At 66.7% G+C, this 17,369-nt stretch carries 13 protein-coding genes; 2 read left to right on the plus strand and 11 right to left on the minus strand.

The annotated features are described in order from the left end of the window. Nucleotides 1-317: 317 nt before the first annotated feature. On the plus strand, nucleotides 318-4,193 hold the full coding sequence (locus tag AB4Z27_RS17475; RefSeq protein WP_441591229.1) for an autotransporter domain-containing protein: 3,876 nt from the start codon (nucleotides 318-320) through the stop codon (nucleotides 4,191-4,193). 189 nt (nucleotides 4,194-4,382) lie between these two features. Here the strand turns inward: AB4Z27_RS17475 and AB4Z27_RS17480 are convergent, their stop codons facing one another. The 11 genes from AB4Z27_RS17480 to AB4Z27_RS17530 all read right to left on the minus strand — a co-directional run bounded on the left by AB4Z27_RS17480 (nucleotide 4,383) and on the right by AB4Z27_RS17530 (nucleotide 14,785). Further along, on the minus strand, nucleotides 4,383-5,168 hold the full coding sequence (locus AB4Z27_RS17480; protein ID WP_441644903.1) for an ABC transporter permease: 786 nt from the start codon (nucleotides 5,166-5,168) through the stop codon (nucleotides 4,383-4,385). Next, on the minus strand, nucleotides 5,158-5,916 hold the full coding sequence (locus tag AB4Z27_RS17485) for an ABC transporter ATP-binding protein (protein ID WP_441644904.1): 759 nt from the start codon (nucleotides 5,914-5,916) through the stop codon (nucleotides 5,158-5,160). Before AB4Z27_RS17485 ends, AB4Z27_RS17480 begins: the two co-directional genes overlap by 11 nt. Beyond that, nucleotides 5,913-7,256, minus strand: a complete 1,344-nt coding sequence (locus AB4Z27_RS17490; RefSeq protein ID WP_441644905.1) for an acyl-CoA thioester hydrolase/BAAT C-terminal domain-containing protein — start codon at nucleotides 7,254-7,256, stop codon at nucleotides 5,913-5,915. Before AB4Z27_RS17490 ends, AB4Z27_RS17485 begins: the two co-directional genes overlap by 4 nt. Then, complete coding sequence (locus tag AB4Z27_RS17495) at nucleotides 7,253-8,344, minus strand: ABC transporter substrate-binding protein (protein WP_255370788.1); 1,092 nt, start codon at nucleotides 8,342-8,344, stop codon at nucleotides 7,253-7,255. Before AB4Z27_RS17495 ends, AB4Z27_RS17490 begins: the two co-directional genes overlap by 4 nt. A 30-nt stretch (nucleotides 8,345-8,374) precedes the next feature. After that, complete coding sequence (locus AB4Z27_RS17500) at nucleotides 8,375-9,901, minus strand: class I adenylate-forming enzyme family protein (protein WP_441644906.1); 1,527 nt, start codon at nucleotides 9,899-9,901, stop codon at nucleotides 8,375-8,377. A 6-nt stretch (nucleotides 9,902-9,907) separates the two neighbouring features. Next, nucleotides 9,908-10,330 carry a PaaI family thioesterase gene (locus AB4Z27_RS17505; RefSeq protein WP_092294031.1) on the minus strand — a complete coding sequence of 141 codons (423 nt, stop codon included), beginning with the start codon at nucleotides 10,328-10,330 and terminating at the stop codon, nucleotides 9,908-9,910. A 56-nt stretch (nucleotides 10,331-10,386) separates the two neighbouring features. Beyond that, nucleotides 10,387-11,394 (minus strand): zinc-binding dehydrogenase, encoded by a 1,008-nt coding sequence (locus AB4Z27_RS17510; protein ID WP_177219907.1) that lies wholly within the window; start codon nucleotides 11,392-11,394, stop codon nucleotides 10,387-10,389. Nucleotides 11,395-11,466: 72 nt separating this feature from the next. Next, nucleotides 11,467-12,492: an ABC transporter substrate-binding protein gene (locus AB4Z27_RS17515; protein ID WP_092294027.1), complete on the minus strand. Its 1,026-nt coding sequence runs from the start codon at nucleotides 12,490-12,492 to the stop codon at nucleotides 11,467-11,469. Nucleotides 12,493-12,501: 9 nt separating this feature from the next. Beyond that, complete coding sequence (locus tag AB4Z27_RS17520; RefSeq protein WP_255370787.1) at nucleotides 12,502-13,311, minus strand: ABC transporter permease; 810 nt, start codon at nucleotides 13,309-13,311, stop codon at nucleotides 12,502-12,504. Between the two features lie 11 nt (nucleotides 13,312-13,322). Next, on the minus strand, nucleotides 13,323-14,063 hold the full coding sequence (locus AB4Z27_RS17525) for an ABC transporter ATP-binding protein (RefSeq protein ID WP_092294023.1): 741 nt from the start codon (nucleotides 14,061-14,063) through the stop codon (nucleotides 13,323-13,325). After that, a complete protein-coding gene (locus AB4Z27_RS17530) occupies nucleotides 14,060-14,785 on the minus strand; it encodes a GntR family transcriptional regulator (protein ID WP_092294021.1) in 726 nt (241 codons plus the stop codon). The genes AB4Z27_RS17525 and AB4Z27_RS17530 overlap by 4 nt, the downstream gene beginning before the upstream one ends. Before the next feature lie 324 nt (nucleotides 14,786-15,109). On the opposite strand from AB4Z27_RS17530, the gene AB4Z27_RS17535 reads away from it, so the two are divergent. After that, nucleotides 15,110-17,347 (plus strand): rhodanese-like domain-containing protein, encoded by a 2,238-nt coding sequence (locus AB4Z27_RS17535; protein ID WP_092294020.1) that lies wholly within the window; start codon nucleotides 15,110-15,112, stop codon nucleotides 17,345-17,347. Nucleotides 17,348-17,369 lie beyond the last annotated feature (22 nt).

Genomic DNA, 17,369 nt, shown 5'->3' on the forward strand with positions numbered 1-17,369 from the left:
TTTGCGCATCTAGCCGTGAATGCGCATTGGGCGTGCGGGACGCATGAACATTAACCTCGAAGCGCGGCTTAAAACATATGGGCTGTTGTTTTGAGGCATATCTGCGGTACTCAGGCGTATCTTTCTATTCGCAAAATTGCGAAAATCCCGCCCCGAGGGGGCCATCTCGTGCACCGTTTCGGCTTTTTGCCGATGCCACTGATGTTCGCACGGGCGCCCGCCTGCACATTAAAACAATGAAAGCGCACGCATAGGCGGCAAGCCGCTGGTCGCCGCGCAGGGAAAAGGGTCGCCGGCCTGGCCGGCCGCAAATTCGCATGACAAGAGATTCGAGCCTCACCGCCGGTGAACAGCCGTGCCTGCGCGCCATTGCCGGCGCTGTTGCCATCCTCATGATGTCCCTTTCCGGGTCGCCGGCGCAGGCCGCTGGCGGCAATGGTGGCGCCGGGGGCTACAGCTTTAACCTGCCGGGCGGGTTGGGCGGCGTCGCTTCGGGCCAGGCTGGCCAGAGTGGGCTGACCGTGCCCGATGGCGACGGCACCGGCGGCGGGGGCGGCGCGCGCAACGCGGCCGGTGGGGCGGGCGGCATCAACGCGTCCCAGGCGATGCCGCGGGGGCTGGCGGGCGCAGCGGGTACCGCGCCGGGCCAGGGTGGTGGCGACGGTGGCAACGGTAACTTCGACAATGCCTCGTACGCAGGTGGCGGCGGCGGTGGCGGCGGGGGTGGCGCGGATGGCATGGTGATGGGTGCCGTGCCGACCACCATCTCCACCGGCGTGTTCGGCGGCAGTGGTGGCAAGGGTGGCAACGGTGGCGATGACGGCTATTTGCCGGTAGCGTATCAGGGGGGCGGCGGCGGCGGTGGCGAAGGTGGGTACGGCCTGATCCACGCGGGCGGTACCGAGATCGTGGTGAAGGCGGGCGGCGGGGTGTCCGGCGGCCGGGGCGGCAATGGCGGGAACGGCGGYGGGTCGAAGCCGATCGCGGGCCTCCAAGGCGCGGGCAACGGCGGCGACGGCGGTGTCGGCATGTTGCTGACCAGCGCAGCCACGGTACATATCGAAGCAAATGCCGTGGTGGCGGGTGGCAATGGCGGGACCGGGGGCAACGGCGGCGACGGCGTCTACGATTTCTACGGCAGCGTGGGCGGCAAGGGCGGCATGGGCGGCAGCGGCATGGAACTGGCCAGCGGCTCCACGCTGCTGAACGAGGGCACGATCAGGGGGGGCGCGGGGGGCGCGGGTGGCCAGGGTGGCATGAACTTCGATGGTTCGCCGGCCGCGAACGGCACTACGGGTGCGTCCGGCGTGGGCGTGCGCGGCAGCAACCTGACCATCGTCAACAAGGGGACCATCGTAGCAAGCGGCCCCGGCGCGGCGGCGGTCCAGTTCACGGGCGGCACGAACCGTTTCGAGTTCTGGACCAACAGCTTCGTGGGGAGCATCGAGGCCTACGGCACTGACGACACGTTGGCGCTGGCTGGCGACACGGGCGCTGCCACGCTGACCGGCGGCATCGGCAACGCCGGCCTTTATCGTGGCTTCGAGCATTTCGAGAAAATCGGCGCGTCGGTCTGGACCCTCGCCGGTAGCAACACGGATATCACGAGCTGGCAAATCCTGGGCGGCACGCTGGCGATTTCGTCCGACGCCAACCTTGGGGCGGCAGCTGGCACGCTCGGGCTGAACGGCGGCACGCTGCGCACCACCGCAGCCATGACCACCGCGCGCGCCACCACGCTCGGTGCCGGCGGCGGCACCTTCGAGGTCACGAATGGCACGCTGACGCACAACGGTGTCATCGACGGCCCCGGCGGCCTGACCAAGACCGGCAACGCCACGCTGGAACTGAACGCCGTGAACGCCTATGCCGGCGGCACGCAGGTCAGCGCCGGCACGCTGATCGCCAACGTCAACGGCGCGCTGGGCAGTGGTGCAGTCAGTGTCGCTGGCGGCGCAACGCTGCGCCTGAACGGCGGCTTCGACCTGGGCGGCCGGCAGGTGGTCAATCGATCCGGCTACATCAACCTGTACGGCGCCGGCACGCTTGGCGATGCCCAGGTGACGAACCTCGGCGGGTTCACGTACCTGCTCGGCAGCAGCACGGCGGCCAATGCCACAATCGTCAACAACGGGGGCGTGATGTCCTTCCAGGAAGGCAGCACCGGCGGAAACAGCCAGGTCACCACCCGCAGTGGCAGCTATACCGAGTTCTGGGGCTGGAGTACCGCCGGCAACGCCTCGCTGGTGGCGGATGCGGGCGGCTGGGTCGATTTCTCGGGCACATCCGGTCCGGCCTTCGACCACCGGATCACCGCCGGCGCCATCGCGGGGGCGGGGCGCTTCCAGCTCGGCCAGAACGTCTTGACCGTGGGCAGCAACAACACCTCCACCACCGTGAGCGGCACGATCGAGGATGGCGGGGCCGGTGGCGGCACCGGCGGCGGTCTGATCAAGATCGGCACCGGCACGCTGACGCTGAGCGGCACGAATACCTACACCGGTGCGACGAAGGTGAACGCGGGCACGCTGGCCGTGAACGGCAGCGTGGCGGGTGCGGTCACGGTCAACAACGGCGCCACGCTGGGCGGCGCCGGCAGCGTGGGCAGTACCGTGATTGCATCGGGCGGCACGCTGGCACCGGGCAATTCCATCGGCACGCTGACCGTCATCGGCGACCTGACGCTGGCCGCCGGTTCGACCTATCGCGTGGAAGCCGACCCGGCCTCGTCGGCCAGCGACCGCGTGGCGGTGAGCGGTACGGCCACACTCGGCGGTGCGGTGGTCCATGTCGGCCCCGACGGCAACTTCGCGTCCACGCGCCGCTACAGCATCCTGACGGCSGGGACGGTGCAGGGCCGCTTTGCGTCGGTAAGTTCGAACTACGCGTTCCTTGACCCGACGCTGACATATGGCCCCAACGAGGTCACCCTGGCACTCGCGCGCAAGGACGTGACGGACCCTGTATCGCCCGTCTCGCCAGTCGATCCGGGCACGGGTGGCGGCGCAGGTGGCGGGATTGGCGGAGCCGCCCCGCGCCCGATGCGCTTTGCCGACGCCGCGGTCACCGGCAACCAGCGTGCCGTGGCCAACGCACTGGAGACCCTGTCGGACAGCAACCCGGTGCACGAAGCCGTGGTGACGTTGCCCGAGGGCGCGCCGCCGGCTGTCTTCGACAGTCTCTCCGGGGAGGCCCACGCCAGCGTGGCCACGGGTCTGATGACCCTGGCCGGTGGCGCACGGGCGCTGCCGCTGGCGCATTTGAACGACAGCCTGTCCGCCGGCATGCTGCCCGGCGCGCCCATCGCCCAGCTAGGCGGCCCCCTGCCGGCCGCAGCGCTGCCCATTTCCGCCGCCCAGCCGCTCTGGGTGGAGGTGCTTGGCAACTGGCAGAATTTCCATGGGAGTGCCGATGCGGCGCGCGCGCGCCAGCAGACTGGCGGCTTCTATCTCGGCGGCGACGGGGCGGTGGGGCAAGACTGGCGCATCGGCGGGGCGTTCGGCTACGCCAACAGCACGCTGCGCGTGAGCGAACGGTCCTCGCGCGCCATCACCGATTCCTTCAGCGCCACGCTATATGGCGGCCGCGCCTTCGCGCTCGGCGGCGGCAAGCTCAAATGGCTGTTCGGCACCGCCTATAGCTGGCACGACGCCGACACCGACCGGCAGGCCAGCCTCGGGGGCAGCACGGTCCAGTCCCTGACGGCCAGCTATCACGCCAGCACGGCGCAGGTCTTCACGGAAGCCGGCTTCGCCATGCCGCTATCGGCGGCAACCCAGCTCGAGCCGTATGCCGGCGTGGCCTGGAGCGACACACGCACGCGCAGCTTCGCGGAGACGGGCGGCTCGACGGCCCTGCACAGCCCGGGCGACAGCAACACGCTGACCACCACCACGCTCGGCCTGCGCACCAGCGCGCGCGTCCAGTTTGGCGGCACCGACGCGGCGTTCTACGTCGGGGCGGGCTGGCGCCACGCGTTCGGCGACGTACACCCGGCCACAACGCTGGCGTTCGACGGCAGCCAGCCGTTCACGGTGACGGGCGCCCCGATCGCCCAGAACGCGGCCCTGGCCGAACTGCGCGCCGATTTCGCCATCTCGCCCATGGCCACGCTCGGCCTGCGCTATACCGGGCAGTTTGGCGGCGGCAACCAGGACCATACCGGGACGGTGGGATTGCGGTGGAGGTTTTAAACATCGTGCTTCGGTGGATCACCAGCTGATTGCCTAAAATCCCATAGAGCACCGATTGTATTTCCCTTGCGCGGCGCATTGCACTCTGGCGCAGGTGTCGGCKGGAGTGAGACAACGATCCGTCGACCGGTTGAATCCACGGCCGATCTCGGACGCACGCGGTCTGTTGGTCTAGATTTCTCGCCGCTGCTATCGGCCCCGTACCGTCGGATGCCAGAAGACGACGCGCCGGTGGACGGCCCGAACCCCCTCTACGCCAATGAGCCCTGTCAGCGCAAGCAGCAATACGCCCGCGAACATCGTGGCCGAGTTCATGCTGACCGACGATGACGCAATCAGGAAACCCAGCCCCCGCTGCGCGGAGAGGAATTCGCCCACCACGGCGCCGATCAATGCCAGCGATACGCCGATCTGCAAGCCGGAGAAGATGTCGCCCAGCGTTGCCGGCAGCTTTACGTGCCAGAGCAGGAAACCGCGCGAAGCGCTGAAGGCGCGGCACGCTTCGAGCAGTTCGGGATCGGTGCGCCGGATGCCGTTGACCGTGTTGACGAACAGCGGAAAGAAGCAGACCAGGGCCACCAGCACAATCTTCGATGCTGCGCCAAAACCGAACCAGACCAGCAGGATGGGTCCCAGCGCTACCTTCGGGGTGGCTTGCAGGCCCACCAGCAGAGGGTAGACAAAGCGTTCGAAAGTCTCGGATTCCGCCAGCAACGCGCCGAGTACCACGGCCAGCACGCTGCCCACCGCAAAGCCGGCCACCGTATTGAGCAGCGTGGCGCCGATATGCGGCCACAGCGTGCCCGTGAAAAAGCCATCTGCGAGCGAACGAAACACCGCCTCTGGCGGTGGCAGCAGGTAGTCGGGAATCTGAAGCCATCGTACGGCCTGATCCCAGGCGAGCAGCAGYAGGCCGATGCTGATGGCGGGATAGACCAGTGCGGGCAGCCGCCGGGCCACGGTGTCAGTGGGCATTGAAATGTCTCCGCAGATGTTGGGTGAGCGTGGTGAACTCCGGATTGTCGAACGTGTCGAGACTGCGCGGGCGCGCCAGCGGATTTGGCAGTGACTCCACGATGCGGCCAGGGCGGGGCGACATGACCAGGATTCGGTCGGCCAGGAACACGGCCTCGGGAATGCTGTGGGTGATGAATAACACCGACTTGCGCTGGACGCTCCAGATGTCCTGCAGCGCGAAGGTCAGGGTCTCCCGGGACAGCGCGTCCAGCGCGGCAAAAGGCTCGTCCATCAATAGCAGTGCGGGGTCAGGTAGCAACATGCGCGCGATGCCGACGCGTTGCTGCATGCCGCCCGACAGCTCGAACGGATAATTTTCGGAGAAGGCGGTCAGGCCGACAAGGTCGAGCAGTTGATCCGCACGGGCCTTTGCGCGGGCAGGGTCCAGTCCCTGCGTGCGTGCTGACAGCAGCACGTTTTCGCGTACGCTCTTCCAGGGCAGAAGGCTCGGCTTCTGAAATACCACGCCGGTGCTGCGGCTGGGCCCCTCGACGGGCCGCCCATTCAGTGCGATGTGTCCGCGCGTCGGTGAAAGCAGGCCGGCGGCAAGGCGCAGCAGCGTGGATTTTCCGCATCCCGAGGGGCCGAGCAAGGCGACGAACTCGCCTTCACCGATCTCCACATCGACGTCGGCCAGGGCCTCGGTCTGGCCGGAACGCGTCGGATAGGTCAGACCCACGCCGCATATCGAGAGTGCGGCGCTCATGACGCGGGCGCTCCCACAGCATGACCGCTTGCCGACCGCTGCTCGGCATCGGCGAGGAAATTGACCACCCGTGCCCAAGAGATGGCGCTCGCCCTGGCGTTAGCCATCGCGGTGCCACCGCCATCGAGCAGCAGGCCGGCCACCGGGTGCGGCTTTGCGATCAGCGTTGCGGGCAACTGCGGTAGCCCGATTGCGTGTCCGGCGCCTTCGCCGCGCACGTGCTCTACGGGCGCCCCGTTCTTGCGCTGGCCCAGTACGTCGGCCACCTGGTCACTGTAGAGCGTGGATGGCCAGAAACCGTCATCGGTGCCCGATATCAGCAGAACGGGTCCCAGGATGTTTTCCACKGGGATGCGGGCGCGTGCCATGGCCCCGGYGTTGCGCAGCGGTGTATGGAAAGCGGCTGCCTGACGTACCGGTTGGCCGGGTGCGGGCGGATGATCGAACGCGTGCCAGTCGGCGTCGGGGTTGTCGCGCCAGACATTGGGCAGCGGCGCGCCGCGCCATGTCCACGCGGTGGCATCGCGTGGCTTGTCAGGATGGCCCGCGCGCAGCGTGCCATGCACCACAGCGCTGGGTACGTACGCGACGACGGCCGAGACCAGCGCAGGGAAGCAGGACGCCAGCAGCAGCGCGAGTTCACCGCCGCGCGACACGCCTGAAATCGCAACGAATCCGTGCCGGGGCGCCAGGCGATCGTGCATCCAGCGTAGCGCGGTTTCGAAGTATTCGAGCGGTGTGTCGTCGATATGATCTGGCCTGCCCGGTGCCTTGAAATAGCCRAGCGCCAGCGCCGCGTAGCCGTGCGAGGCGTACAGCGCGGCGCGTTGTTCGTGCATCCCGCCGCCCGAACCGGCAAGCACCAGTACCGCCGGATGCGGGCCGGGGCTCGCCGGGGTGTAGAGCGTGCCACTAAGCCCCGCTTCGCGTACCGGCCGATGCGTGACGCCGGGCGCCAGGAACCGCAAGGTGTATTGCGCGCGCGCCTGTGCGCCATATTGGCCCGTGGCTGTCAGCGCGATCTCTAGCGGTGCGGTGCCTTCGCTCCATGCCGGGCGCGTGGGGGCGCGCAGYCGCCGCATCGCCCAGACCGGCGCGGTGGCGTCGGCAACGATCCAGTCGCCGCTGACTGGAGCCGTGGCGCTGACCGAGACCGTGCCGTCGGCATCGGCAGTCAGCACGGCCTGGCTTTCCCACTGGCTGCCGTCAGGATGGTTCAAGGTGGCGGCCAGGGCCACGCATTCGTCGCCGTTGAAACCTCGCAGCGTGATCTCGCGCGGCACATCCACCAGCGCGTCAGCCGGCGCGATATCGATTCGCGCGTGCMGATGCCGGGTCATTGGGCTGCCTTTGCGCGACGTACCAGCGCGGCGCGATCGAAGTCGCTGAACGCCTGGACAAACTCGTTCGAGAAGATCTTCTGTACYGGCACGTCGGCGCTGGGATATTCGCCGGCCTTGGCCATGGCATCGATGCCGCGCTGGATGGCCGGCAGATCGTACTGGCCCGGCACGCGAAGCGTACCCGACGGCGTGTAAAGCACGCGTTTCAGCCGGCGCGTCAGCAGTTCGGACGCCTCGGCGAGCTGCCTGGCTTCGTCGCCGGCCGGTCTGGTCTCCGGATGCTGCTGCCAGAACGCTTTGACGCAGAATGCGGGATTCGCCTCGCAAACGATCTGGGCCTGGGTGTAGGCGCGGCCGAAGCGGCGCACCAGGTCGGGCTGGTCGCGCAGGGTATCGACGTGCGCGATGAAGCCGTTCCCGGCCGTCTCCTGGAACACCGCCGGATACGCGATGCGCCGGATCCTTGTGCCGGAGAACTCGAGCATGTCGTCCCAGCTGCTGTTGAAGTTCAGCGCATCAACGCGATGGGTGCGCAGCGCCTGGAACCCCGCTCCGAGCGCGCCCACTGCCACGTACTCGACGTTCTTGCCCGGCTCCAGGCCTGCGATGCGCAGCGCCGCGCGGCCGCCCGGAATCGTGCCCCATGTCAGCGCGCCCACGCCGATCTGCTTGCCCTTGAGGTCGGCCAGGGTGCGGATCGGCGAATCGGCCAGCACGGCAAACTCCATCGTATTGCCTGGGACCCCGTTATAGAAATAGCGCAGTGGCAGCGGGTCCTTGCCCGAGAAATAGCTCGCGATGACCGGTTCCGATGTTGGATAGCCGAACGTCACGCGCTTGCCCGCCACCTGGGGCAGCAGGGCGCCAGCACCCTGGAAGACGATCGTCTTGACGCTAAGGTTGGCCTCCTTGAACAGGCCCAGCGCTTCGGCGGCGGCATACGGCGCACCGTCGTGGACAGCCGGGGGAATGGCCAGCGCCACCGTGACTTCATCGAGCGCCTGGGCCGAGGTGGCGAAGAGAGCGGTGGTGCCGAGCGCGGCGAGGATGGCGCCGGCGCGCGCCGGCTTGCAGAACAACATCATGGACTCCTGCGGATTGCAATCGGGGGGGTGTTATGGAACCAGTAGGCGCACGGCTTCGTCGGCCAGTGCGCGCCGGTCGATCTTCTGCGTGGCGGCCAGCGGCAGCGCATCGACATACCAGATCTGCCGCGGGTGCTGATAGGCGGCCAGCTGTGTCAGCGACCATTGGCGCAGCGCGTGCTCGGTGGGCGGCGCGATGCCTGGACGCAGCACCACGAATGCCACCGGCTTGGTGCCCTTGATCTCATCGGGAACCGGGACTACGCTGGCCTGCTGCACAGCTTCGTGCCTCTCCAGCGCCTTCTCGATCTCGCCTGGGTAAAGGTTCTCGCCGCCGCTGACGAACATGTCGTCGCGCCGGCCCACGAAGGTGTAGAAGCCATCGGCATCGCGGCGGAACACGTCGCCGGTGATGTAATAGCCGTCATCGGTGAAGGGCCGCAATTCCGCACGCTGGTGGTAGCCAAGCATCAGCCCGGGGCTACGCAACTCCAGCACGCCTTCATCGGCCGCCTGACCCCGCTCGTCGATGAGCCGCATCGCCACGGCGGGATGCGGATAGCCGACTGATTGCGCTGGCGTAGGCAGCCCATCGGGATGTGGGCCGAAGACCACGGGGCCGCCCTCGGTGGTGCCATAGGCGTTGATGACGCGCGCATTGGGCAGCAACTGATGAATCTGTGCCTTCAGCGCGGGACTGACCGGCGCAGATCCCATGCGTACTGCCCGCACGCTGCTCAGATCGGTGCGGGCCAGCAATTCATGCTCGCGCAGCATCATCGCGATCATCGGCGGCACAGCGGTCAGCCAGGTGCATTGGTGGCGTCCGATCGCATCGATATAGGCAGCGGCCTGGAACTGSTCCAGCAGCACCAATGGCGCGTGGCAGGCCAACGCCAGCAGGATCAGCGCCAGCGCATTCATGTGGTACAGCGGCGCGGCAATCAGCACGCGCTCGTTGGTCAGCGGTGTGCTGGCCTGGCGTGCCCGCACCACCCAGAGGTGGCTGGCGTGGCTCAGGCGCACACCCTTGGGCCGCCCCGTGGAGCCGGAGGTATAGAGCAGCAGCGCCAGGTCTTCATCGGCGGGCGCGTACGGCGTGAAAGGCGATGTATCGCCGCTCGGCGCACTCAGGGCCGCGTATTCGGATGAGCCGAACGCGATGACGGGCGCGCCGGCGGGCACCTGCGCGTGTTTCGCCTTGTCGCACAGCACAAGCTTTGCGCCACTGTCGTCGACGATATAGTCGACCAGTGCCTGTGGCAGCTTGAAATTCACCGGCACCGCGATCAAYCCGGCGCGCATGATGCCGAGTAGTGACACGACGTAGTCGACTGAATTCACGCCAAGCAGCGCGACGCGGTCGCCCTGCACCAGGCCCCGCCGGAGCAGGCCGCGCGCAATGGCGTCCGCGGCGGCATCGATGGCGCCRTACGTATGTTGGGTTGCCTCCCCGTTCGCGCCGACGCCGACGATGGCCAGCGTGGCGGGATCGGCGTCGCGGGCAATCACGCTCCCGAGATTGCGGCCCTGTGCCGCGTGCGCTTCAGCTGCCATGATGCGTCAAGCCTGCGCAGGCGTGGCGTAAACGCCCCGGCCGCTGGCCACCAGACGGCCTTCGGCGTCGTAGACATTGGCCTCGGCTGCGCTCACCAGGCGCCCGGTCTTGATGACCGTGCCCACGACCTTCAGATCGCCGCGCGCCGGGCGATGGTAGTCCACGCGCAGGTCCACCGTCGGCACCCCCTTGCCGGTGTGCGAAACCAGCGCCCAGTCAGCGCCAAGGTCGACCAGCGCGGCCAGGATGCCGCCATGAATGTAGCCGCCGTCAGGGTTGACGATCCATTCGTCGCGGAACTTCGCGGTCAACGTGATCTCGCCTTCGGAGACGGATTCGACCTGCAGGCCGAGCCATTGGTGATAAGGGCCGCGGAGCAATCGTGCCTGTACCTCTGCGGCGGAGGGGAGGGTGGTGGTCTGTGTCATGTTCTCGTATCGATGTCGGTAGGGAGGCGTGTGCGAAAGCGGCTTGCGTCGATGCCTTAMGGCGTCACCACGACCTTGCCCAGCACGGCGCGGTCGCGGATCAGTGCCAGCCCTTTGGCGGCCTGGTCCAGCGGGAGCACGCTGTCGATCACCGGATCGAGCTTGCCGTCGGCAACCAGTGCCAGCAGGGCCTTGAGGTTGTCGTCGTAGAAGCTGTTCGACCCCTTGATGTTCAGCTCGAAGCTCCAGACGTAGCGCAGGTCTTCCTTCGGGTCATGGCCGGCTGTGGCCCCGCAGACGAGCAGCGTGCCGCCGCGCTTGAGGCTCTTGATCGAGGGCAGCCACGTATCGCCTCCGGTGAAATTGACGATGACGTCGACACCGCCATCGAAGGTACGCCGCTGCGGCTTGCCGTAGCGCTCGATGACCCACTTGCCGAAATCGACCTCGCGATAGTTGATGATGTGGTCAGCGCCCAGTGCCTTGAGTCGCGCACCCTTGTCGTCGGATCCCGCCGCAGCGATGACTTCAGCGCCCAGCATCTTTGCCAGCAGTACCGTGGCCGTTCCCACGCCTCCGCTGGCGCCTAGTACCAGCACCTTGTCGCCGGCCTTGACGGTCTGGTGGGTAACAAGCATCCGATGTGCCGTGCCGTAGGCCACCGGCAGTGCGGCGGCCTGCGCGAACGTGACGTTGTCCGGGAGGGCGATCAACTGACGTGCATCCACGCGCGCGAACTGTGCCATGCCGCCATCGGTCATCTCGCCCATCAGGCCCACGCCAGGCTTGAGCGGGTTCACCAGTACGCGGTCGCCGACTTTCCACCCGGTCACGCCGGCGCCCAGTTCGGTGATCGTGCCGGCAAGATCCAGGCCGATCACAACAGGAAACGGCACCTTGATGCCGGGCATGCCGTGGACGGTGAAGACGTCGTGATAGTTGAAGGACGACGCCCCTACGCTGATCACGACGTGGCCTTCGTCGGCCTTGGGTACGGATTTGTCGGCGACGACGCGCAGCCGTTCTTCGACGGTGCCGTGTGCGTCGAGCACCAGCGCTTGCATGGATTGAGTCACGATGGATTCCTTTGGGGGATGGGAAGGCGGAATGGAAAAGGTGGAATCAGTCAGGCGGGCTTACTTGAGCGCCTTGGCCTGCGCATAGGGCTTGAGGGCAAACAGATCGTCCTTCAGTTCGCCCTTGACGAGGCCGGATTCGACGAACACGGCGTGCTGGCGGCGCAGCGTGGCGATGTCCGCGGGCTCGAAGGTCACGCGGTTCATATCGTTCCAGTGGCTGACATAGACCTTGGCATCGTCCGCCGGAAGGTTGGCCTTCCTCTGCAGGATCTGAACGACTTCGTCGCGATTTGCGTTGCCCCAGGCCAGCGTGTCGCGCAAGGCAGCAATCACGCGTGCCACCACTTCCGGATGGTTGTCGACCAGATCGGCGCGCGCAGCGCCCACGCCGATGTAGGGCACGGCATCGGACTGTGTCAGCGTCTTCCATTCGGTGGCGAACGTGCCCAGCTTGCGTACCGGCAGTTCGTCGCCGAGTTGCTCCACGGTGACCGAGCGCAGCGCCGCCGCATCCACCTGCTTCTGGACCAGGAACTGCGCAAGGCGCGATTCGTTGCCACCGACCAGCGCGAAGTCGCCGCTCCTGATCTGATAGTTCCCGGCGAGCACGGCCCCGGCAATTACCGCGACCGAGGAGCCGGCGGGCGACATGCCCACCTTCTTTCCCTTTAGCTCACGGATCGACTGAATCGGTGAATCCTTTGGCACGACGAACTGCACATCGGCGGGCTGTGTCGCGGCAAAGATGCGGATGGGCACGCCCGATGCGGCGGTACCGAACACCCCGGCTACGGGTGCGCCGAACGCAAGGTCGATCGATCCGGAAGCCAGCGCCCGCAGCGGCGCGTTGACGTCGGGAAAGTGAACGAACTCGGCGCGCACGCCACGCTTGGCCAGGAAATCCTTGGTTTCGAGAACCGACCCATAGCCGAGGCTGACGCCGCTGGTCCAATAGCCGATCTTGACGGTGTGCGCCGGCTCGGCGGCACTGGCCGTGGCAGGGGTGATCGCGGCGTAGGAGAGCGCGATGAATGCGGAATAGGCGGAGAACGCGGCGGCGGCCGCTGACAGTAGTTTGCGCACGATGAAGTCTCAGGCTTGGAAGGAAACGGAGGGGATAGACGATTGCCGCGCCGCTGCCTTCCAGCGGAACAACCAGCGTTCCGCGGGCTTCAGCAAGCCGCCTTCGAGCAGCAGCATCAGGCCGACGAGCAGGACGGTCCACGCGAATACCTGGTCCGTCTGCACGAGGTCGGCGGCTTGCCGCAGCCGATAGCCGATGCCGCTGGACGACCCGATCGTCTCGGCCACAAGCGATACGCGCCAGCCGAACCCGAACGCCAGTCGCGCGCCGGCGAAGAAATGCGGCAGGATTGTCGGCACGTAGATCTTGCGCAGCACCTGGAGCCGAGACATGCGGAAGCTGCGTGCCAGGTCGACATARTGGAGATCGACGGTCTTGGTGCCTTCCCAGACATTGGTCAGGATCAGTGGCATGGCCGTCATGAACACGACAAAAACCGTCGTAGCATCGGAAATGCCGAACCAGATGATGGCGAAGATGGCCCAGATGGCCGACGACACGGTGTTGAAGACCGTCAGTACCGGTTCAAAGAAGCGGGCCAGGACGCGGCTTGCGCCCAGCGTCAGTCCCAGGCCGCTGCCAACGAAGGTGGCCAGCACGAAACCGGACAGTACGCGTCGGCACGTGGCGGCCACGTCGGCGGCGAAGGTGTCGCTGTGCCACAGCGAAATCAGGGCCAAGCCGACTTTCTCCGGGCCCGGCAGCACGAACGACGGCACGCGCGTAGCGCCCCACCACCACAGCCCCAGCAGCAGGGCCACCAGTAGCAGGCGTTGCAGCACCAGCGTGGCGAGATGACGGGAAGCGGCCGCTGTCACGATGCCKTTCCTCATGCMGCGGCGCGCAGTACGCGCACCTGTTCTGCCACGACCGGCTCGGTGGGGACACGTGGCCGGAGCAGTTCTTCCAGGTTGACCACGTCGGCTACGCGGCCGGGCCGCGCTGCMAGCCGGATCACGCGATCGGCCAGCACCACGGCTTCTTCCATATCGTGCGTGACGAAGACGACGGTCATGCGGTTGCACGCCTGGATGCGCAGCAGTTCCTCATGCATTTGGCTGCGGGTCTGAGGATCGAGCTTGGAGAACGGCTCATCCATCAGCAGGACTTCGGGCTGCACGGCCAGGCTGCGGGCCAGCGCTACGCGGCTGCGCATGCCACCCGACAGCTCGTGCGGCCAGGCATCGCCCCGGGCGTGCAGGCCGACGAGTTCGAGCATCTCGTCTGCCCGACGGCGACGGCCGGCCCGCGAGAGGCTGCTGGCTTCGAGGCCGAACGCGACGTTGTCGCGCACGCTGCGCCACGGCAGCAGCCGATCTTCCTGGAACATGTAGCCGATACGGCGCCAGTCAGAAACCTGCGTCGCGGGCACGCCGTCCACCGCGAGCTGGCCGGCGTCTGGGGTCAAAAGCCCAGACAGGATGTTCAGCAGCGTGCTCTTGCCACAGCCAGACGGACCCACCAGTGCAAGTACCTCCCCGCGGCGCACGGCCACGTCGATACGGTCCAGAATCGTGATGGCGCCAAAGCGCTTAACGATCCCCAGCGCAGACAGAATGGGCGGATTCATGCGAAATTTCCCACAACACGCAGGGGCAGGGATGTGCCGGCCTGCGACAAGCTGGCGTAGACCTTTTCCATGGTCTGAGTGCGGAATGCCTCGATGTGACGGCGCGCWATCGTTTCGGCGGCCTTCTCGTCGTGATCCTCGAACGCCTTGATCAGCGAACTGTGGTCATGGCGGATCTCCGGACGCACGCGCTGGACATTGAAGCCGAGCGCGACGAGCCGCGACATCTCGTCCATCAGCGACGACAGCGTGCGCGTCAGCCGCTCGTTGCCAGTAGCCTGGACGATGGCAAGGTGGAATTGCTTGTTCGCGTCCATGAACTTGTCGATGCGGCGTGGTGCCGGAATCGCGTACTCATCGCGGCAAGCCGCCTCGAGCCCATGCAGCAGCCCCGTATCGACGCGGCCGATGGCGAGCCGGGCCGCCATCGGTTCCAGCTGTACACGTAGGGCGAAGACTTCCTCCACATCCTTGAGCGTGATGGGCGCCACCTGGTAGCCGCGACGTGGCCGGGCAAAGATCAGGCGGTCGTGGGCTAGCCGCGTGAGCGCAATGCGACAACTGTTCTTGCCGAAGCCGTAGCTCGTCATCAGCTCGCCTTCGGTGACCAGCGTGCCTGGCACCAGCTTGCAGGACAGGATGTCGCGGCGCAGTGCCGCGTAGGCGGCCAGGCCCAGGCTGGCGTCCTGCGTCTCCTCTGCAATTCCAGCCTGCACGCTCATTGTTCGTTGCTCCTTGGCGGTCGTCTGGCGGCATTCATGTCCGCCTTGCAATACATGGGCGTAGCTTAGGGCCGGGCTGTGGGGAAGCAAACGAACAGATTTACAGAAGCATATGAAGGGGCTGCTATGACTGGGCAGTTCAGGCTTGTGGGATGCTCAGGCTGACATCGTGGCACGGGCCACATGGGTCTTCTGGCCGATGCTCATCACGCCGCGGCCTATTGCCAATCACGCATAACCTTGTGCGTGTTTGTTCGTTCCTTGCGCACGCGGCAGGCCCTAGAGTCGGTAGCTTGTCCCCATCCGACCCTTTGGCCCTTCGACATGACCGCATCTCAGACATCTTTCCCTGCTGCAGCAGGAACCGACATCGCCAGCCGCCGTCACCGGGCCGTAGCCGGATTCATCGCCGAAGCGCGCCGCCTGCTCGGAAGCACTGCTGTGACCGACAAGGCTGGGCTCGAACCGGTTGCGCGGGCGTTGGAGGCACTCGGCCAGGAACGCGAACTGTTTCCAGGTGAGCATTTTCCGGTGTCCGCCAGCAACCCGGCACAGGTCTACCGCCTGGCCGAGGATATCGACGGCAGGTTCGCGCTGTATGTGTCAGCCGGGCTGCCAGGCAAGGCGCAACCGCCGCACGATCACACCACATGGGCGATCATTGCCGGCATCAGTGGCCGCGAACGGAACAACTTCTACGCGCGTGAGGGGACCGATGACCCGGCGCGCGACACACTGCACGAGATCGACGAATTCGATGTCGTGGTTGGCACCTCCGTGACGTTGCTGCCGGACGACGTACACACAATCGAACTGATCGGTGAGGAGAAAGGGCTGCATTTGCACTTCTACGGGCTGGCGCTGGATCGTCTGGCAGGCCGCGTGGTGTTCGAAAGCAAGGCCGGCGGCACGTACCGCCACTTTGGCCCGCCGCGCCGGCTGGCCGCGCCCGTGATCGGGGCCGCAGCGCTGAAGGAGGCGCTGGCCGATGGGCAGGAGATCGCGCTGCTCGATGTTCGCGAAACTGGCGTCCATACGAAGGGCCATCCGCTGCTGGCGGCGTCCGCACCATTGTGGCGCCTGGAACTGCTGATCGATCGCCTGGTGCCAAGACGCGACACGCGCATCGTACTGCTCGACGGCGGCGGCAATGCCGACGCGCTCGCACACCAGGCGGCCGCAAAGCTGGTACGCCTGGGCTGGGGCAATGTGTCCGTGCTCGAAGGTGGCGTCGCCGCCTGGGCTGCGACCGGGAATGAGCTGTTCACGGGCAGCAACGTTCCCAGCAAGGCGTTCGGCGAGGTCATCGAGCACGAGAAGCATACGCCCTGGATCGACGTCGACGAGCTGCACAGCCGTATCGAAGAAGGCGACGACATCGTCGTGGTCGACAGCCGCACCACCGAGGAGTTTGCCGATTTCAGCCTCCCGTTCGCGCATAGCCTGCCTGGTGCGGAGCTGGTCTACCGAATTGGCGAACTTGCGCCGAACCCCGACACGCTTGTGGTGGTCAATTGCGCGGGCCGCACGCGCAGCATTGTGGGCGCGCAAACGCTGATCGATGCGGGCATTCCCAACCCGGTGGCGTCGCTCAAGGACGGTACGATGGCCTGGTTGCTGTCTGGCCGGATGCTGGCGAAGGGGCGCGTGACGCCGCTGCCGGAGCCATCCGCCACAACGCTCGATGGCGCCCGTGCTCGCGCCGAGCATGTGGCCGCGCGCGCGGGTGTACAGAGGATCGACGCCGCCGGCCTGGAACGACTGGAGGCAGTGTCGCAGACGCGTACGCTGTACCGATTCGATGTGCGAACGCGCAGCGAGTATGAGGGGGGCCATCTGCCCGGCTGGCGCTGGGCCCCAGGCGGGCAACTGGTGCAGGCGACCGACGAGTACCTGGCCACGCGCCGTGCGCGCATTGTTCTGGCGGACTTCGACGGCGTGCGYGCGCTGACRACGGCCGCGTGGCTGGCGCAGCTAGGCGGCTACGAGGTCTTCGTCTACGCTCCTCAGGCCCATGCGGGTCTCGTGACCGGCCCGGAGCCGGTGCGCGTGCTGATATCGCAACCGCCTGCCGCGCCGGTGTCGGCGCAGCAGGCGTCGCAACGGCTGGCGTCCGGCACGGCAAGGTTGTTCGATGTGGAGCGACGATCCGCCTACGAGAAGCGCCATGCAGAGGGCGCGTATTTCGCTGTGCCAGACCGGCTGGAAGCGCTGATTGCCGACATTCCGGCAGATCACGTCATCCTGATCACTTCGTCGGATGGTGTGCTCGCGCGCGCGGTAGCCGCGGAACTGGTGGCGCGTACTGGCCGTGATACCCGCTACCTAAGCGGCGGTACGCAGGCGTGGGTGGCTGCAGGGCTACCCGTGGGAACGGGTGGCGAGCGGGTGCTGACCGGCGACGACGACTACTGGTTCAGCCCGTATCAGCATTCCGATGTCGCGCAACGGAATGCCGGCTTCCAGGCGTATCTCGACTGGGAGGTCAATCTCGTGGAACAACTGGGGCGCGAGGGCGACATCGGCATCCGCCTGATCGCGGCGGCCGAGACGGCGAGTTGAATCGAACTGCCACGCCAGACGG

Source organism: Cupriavidus sp. KB_39, assembly GCF_052114485.1.
Taxonomy (GTDB): Bacteria; Pseudomonadota; Gammaproteobacteria; order Burkholderiales; family Burkholderiaceae; genus Cupriavidus.

Coding starts and splice junctions, on each gene's coding strand:
- AB4Z27_RS17485 (WP_441644904.1), bottom strand. CDS start 5,916: ATGAGCGCCGCACTCTCGATATGCGGCGTGGGTCTGACCTATCCGACG.
- AB4Z27_RS17505 (WP_092294031.1), bottom strand. CDS start 10,330: ATGACACAGACCACCACCCTCCCCTCCGCCGCAGAGGTACAGGCACGA.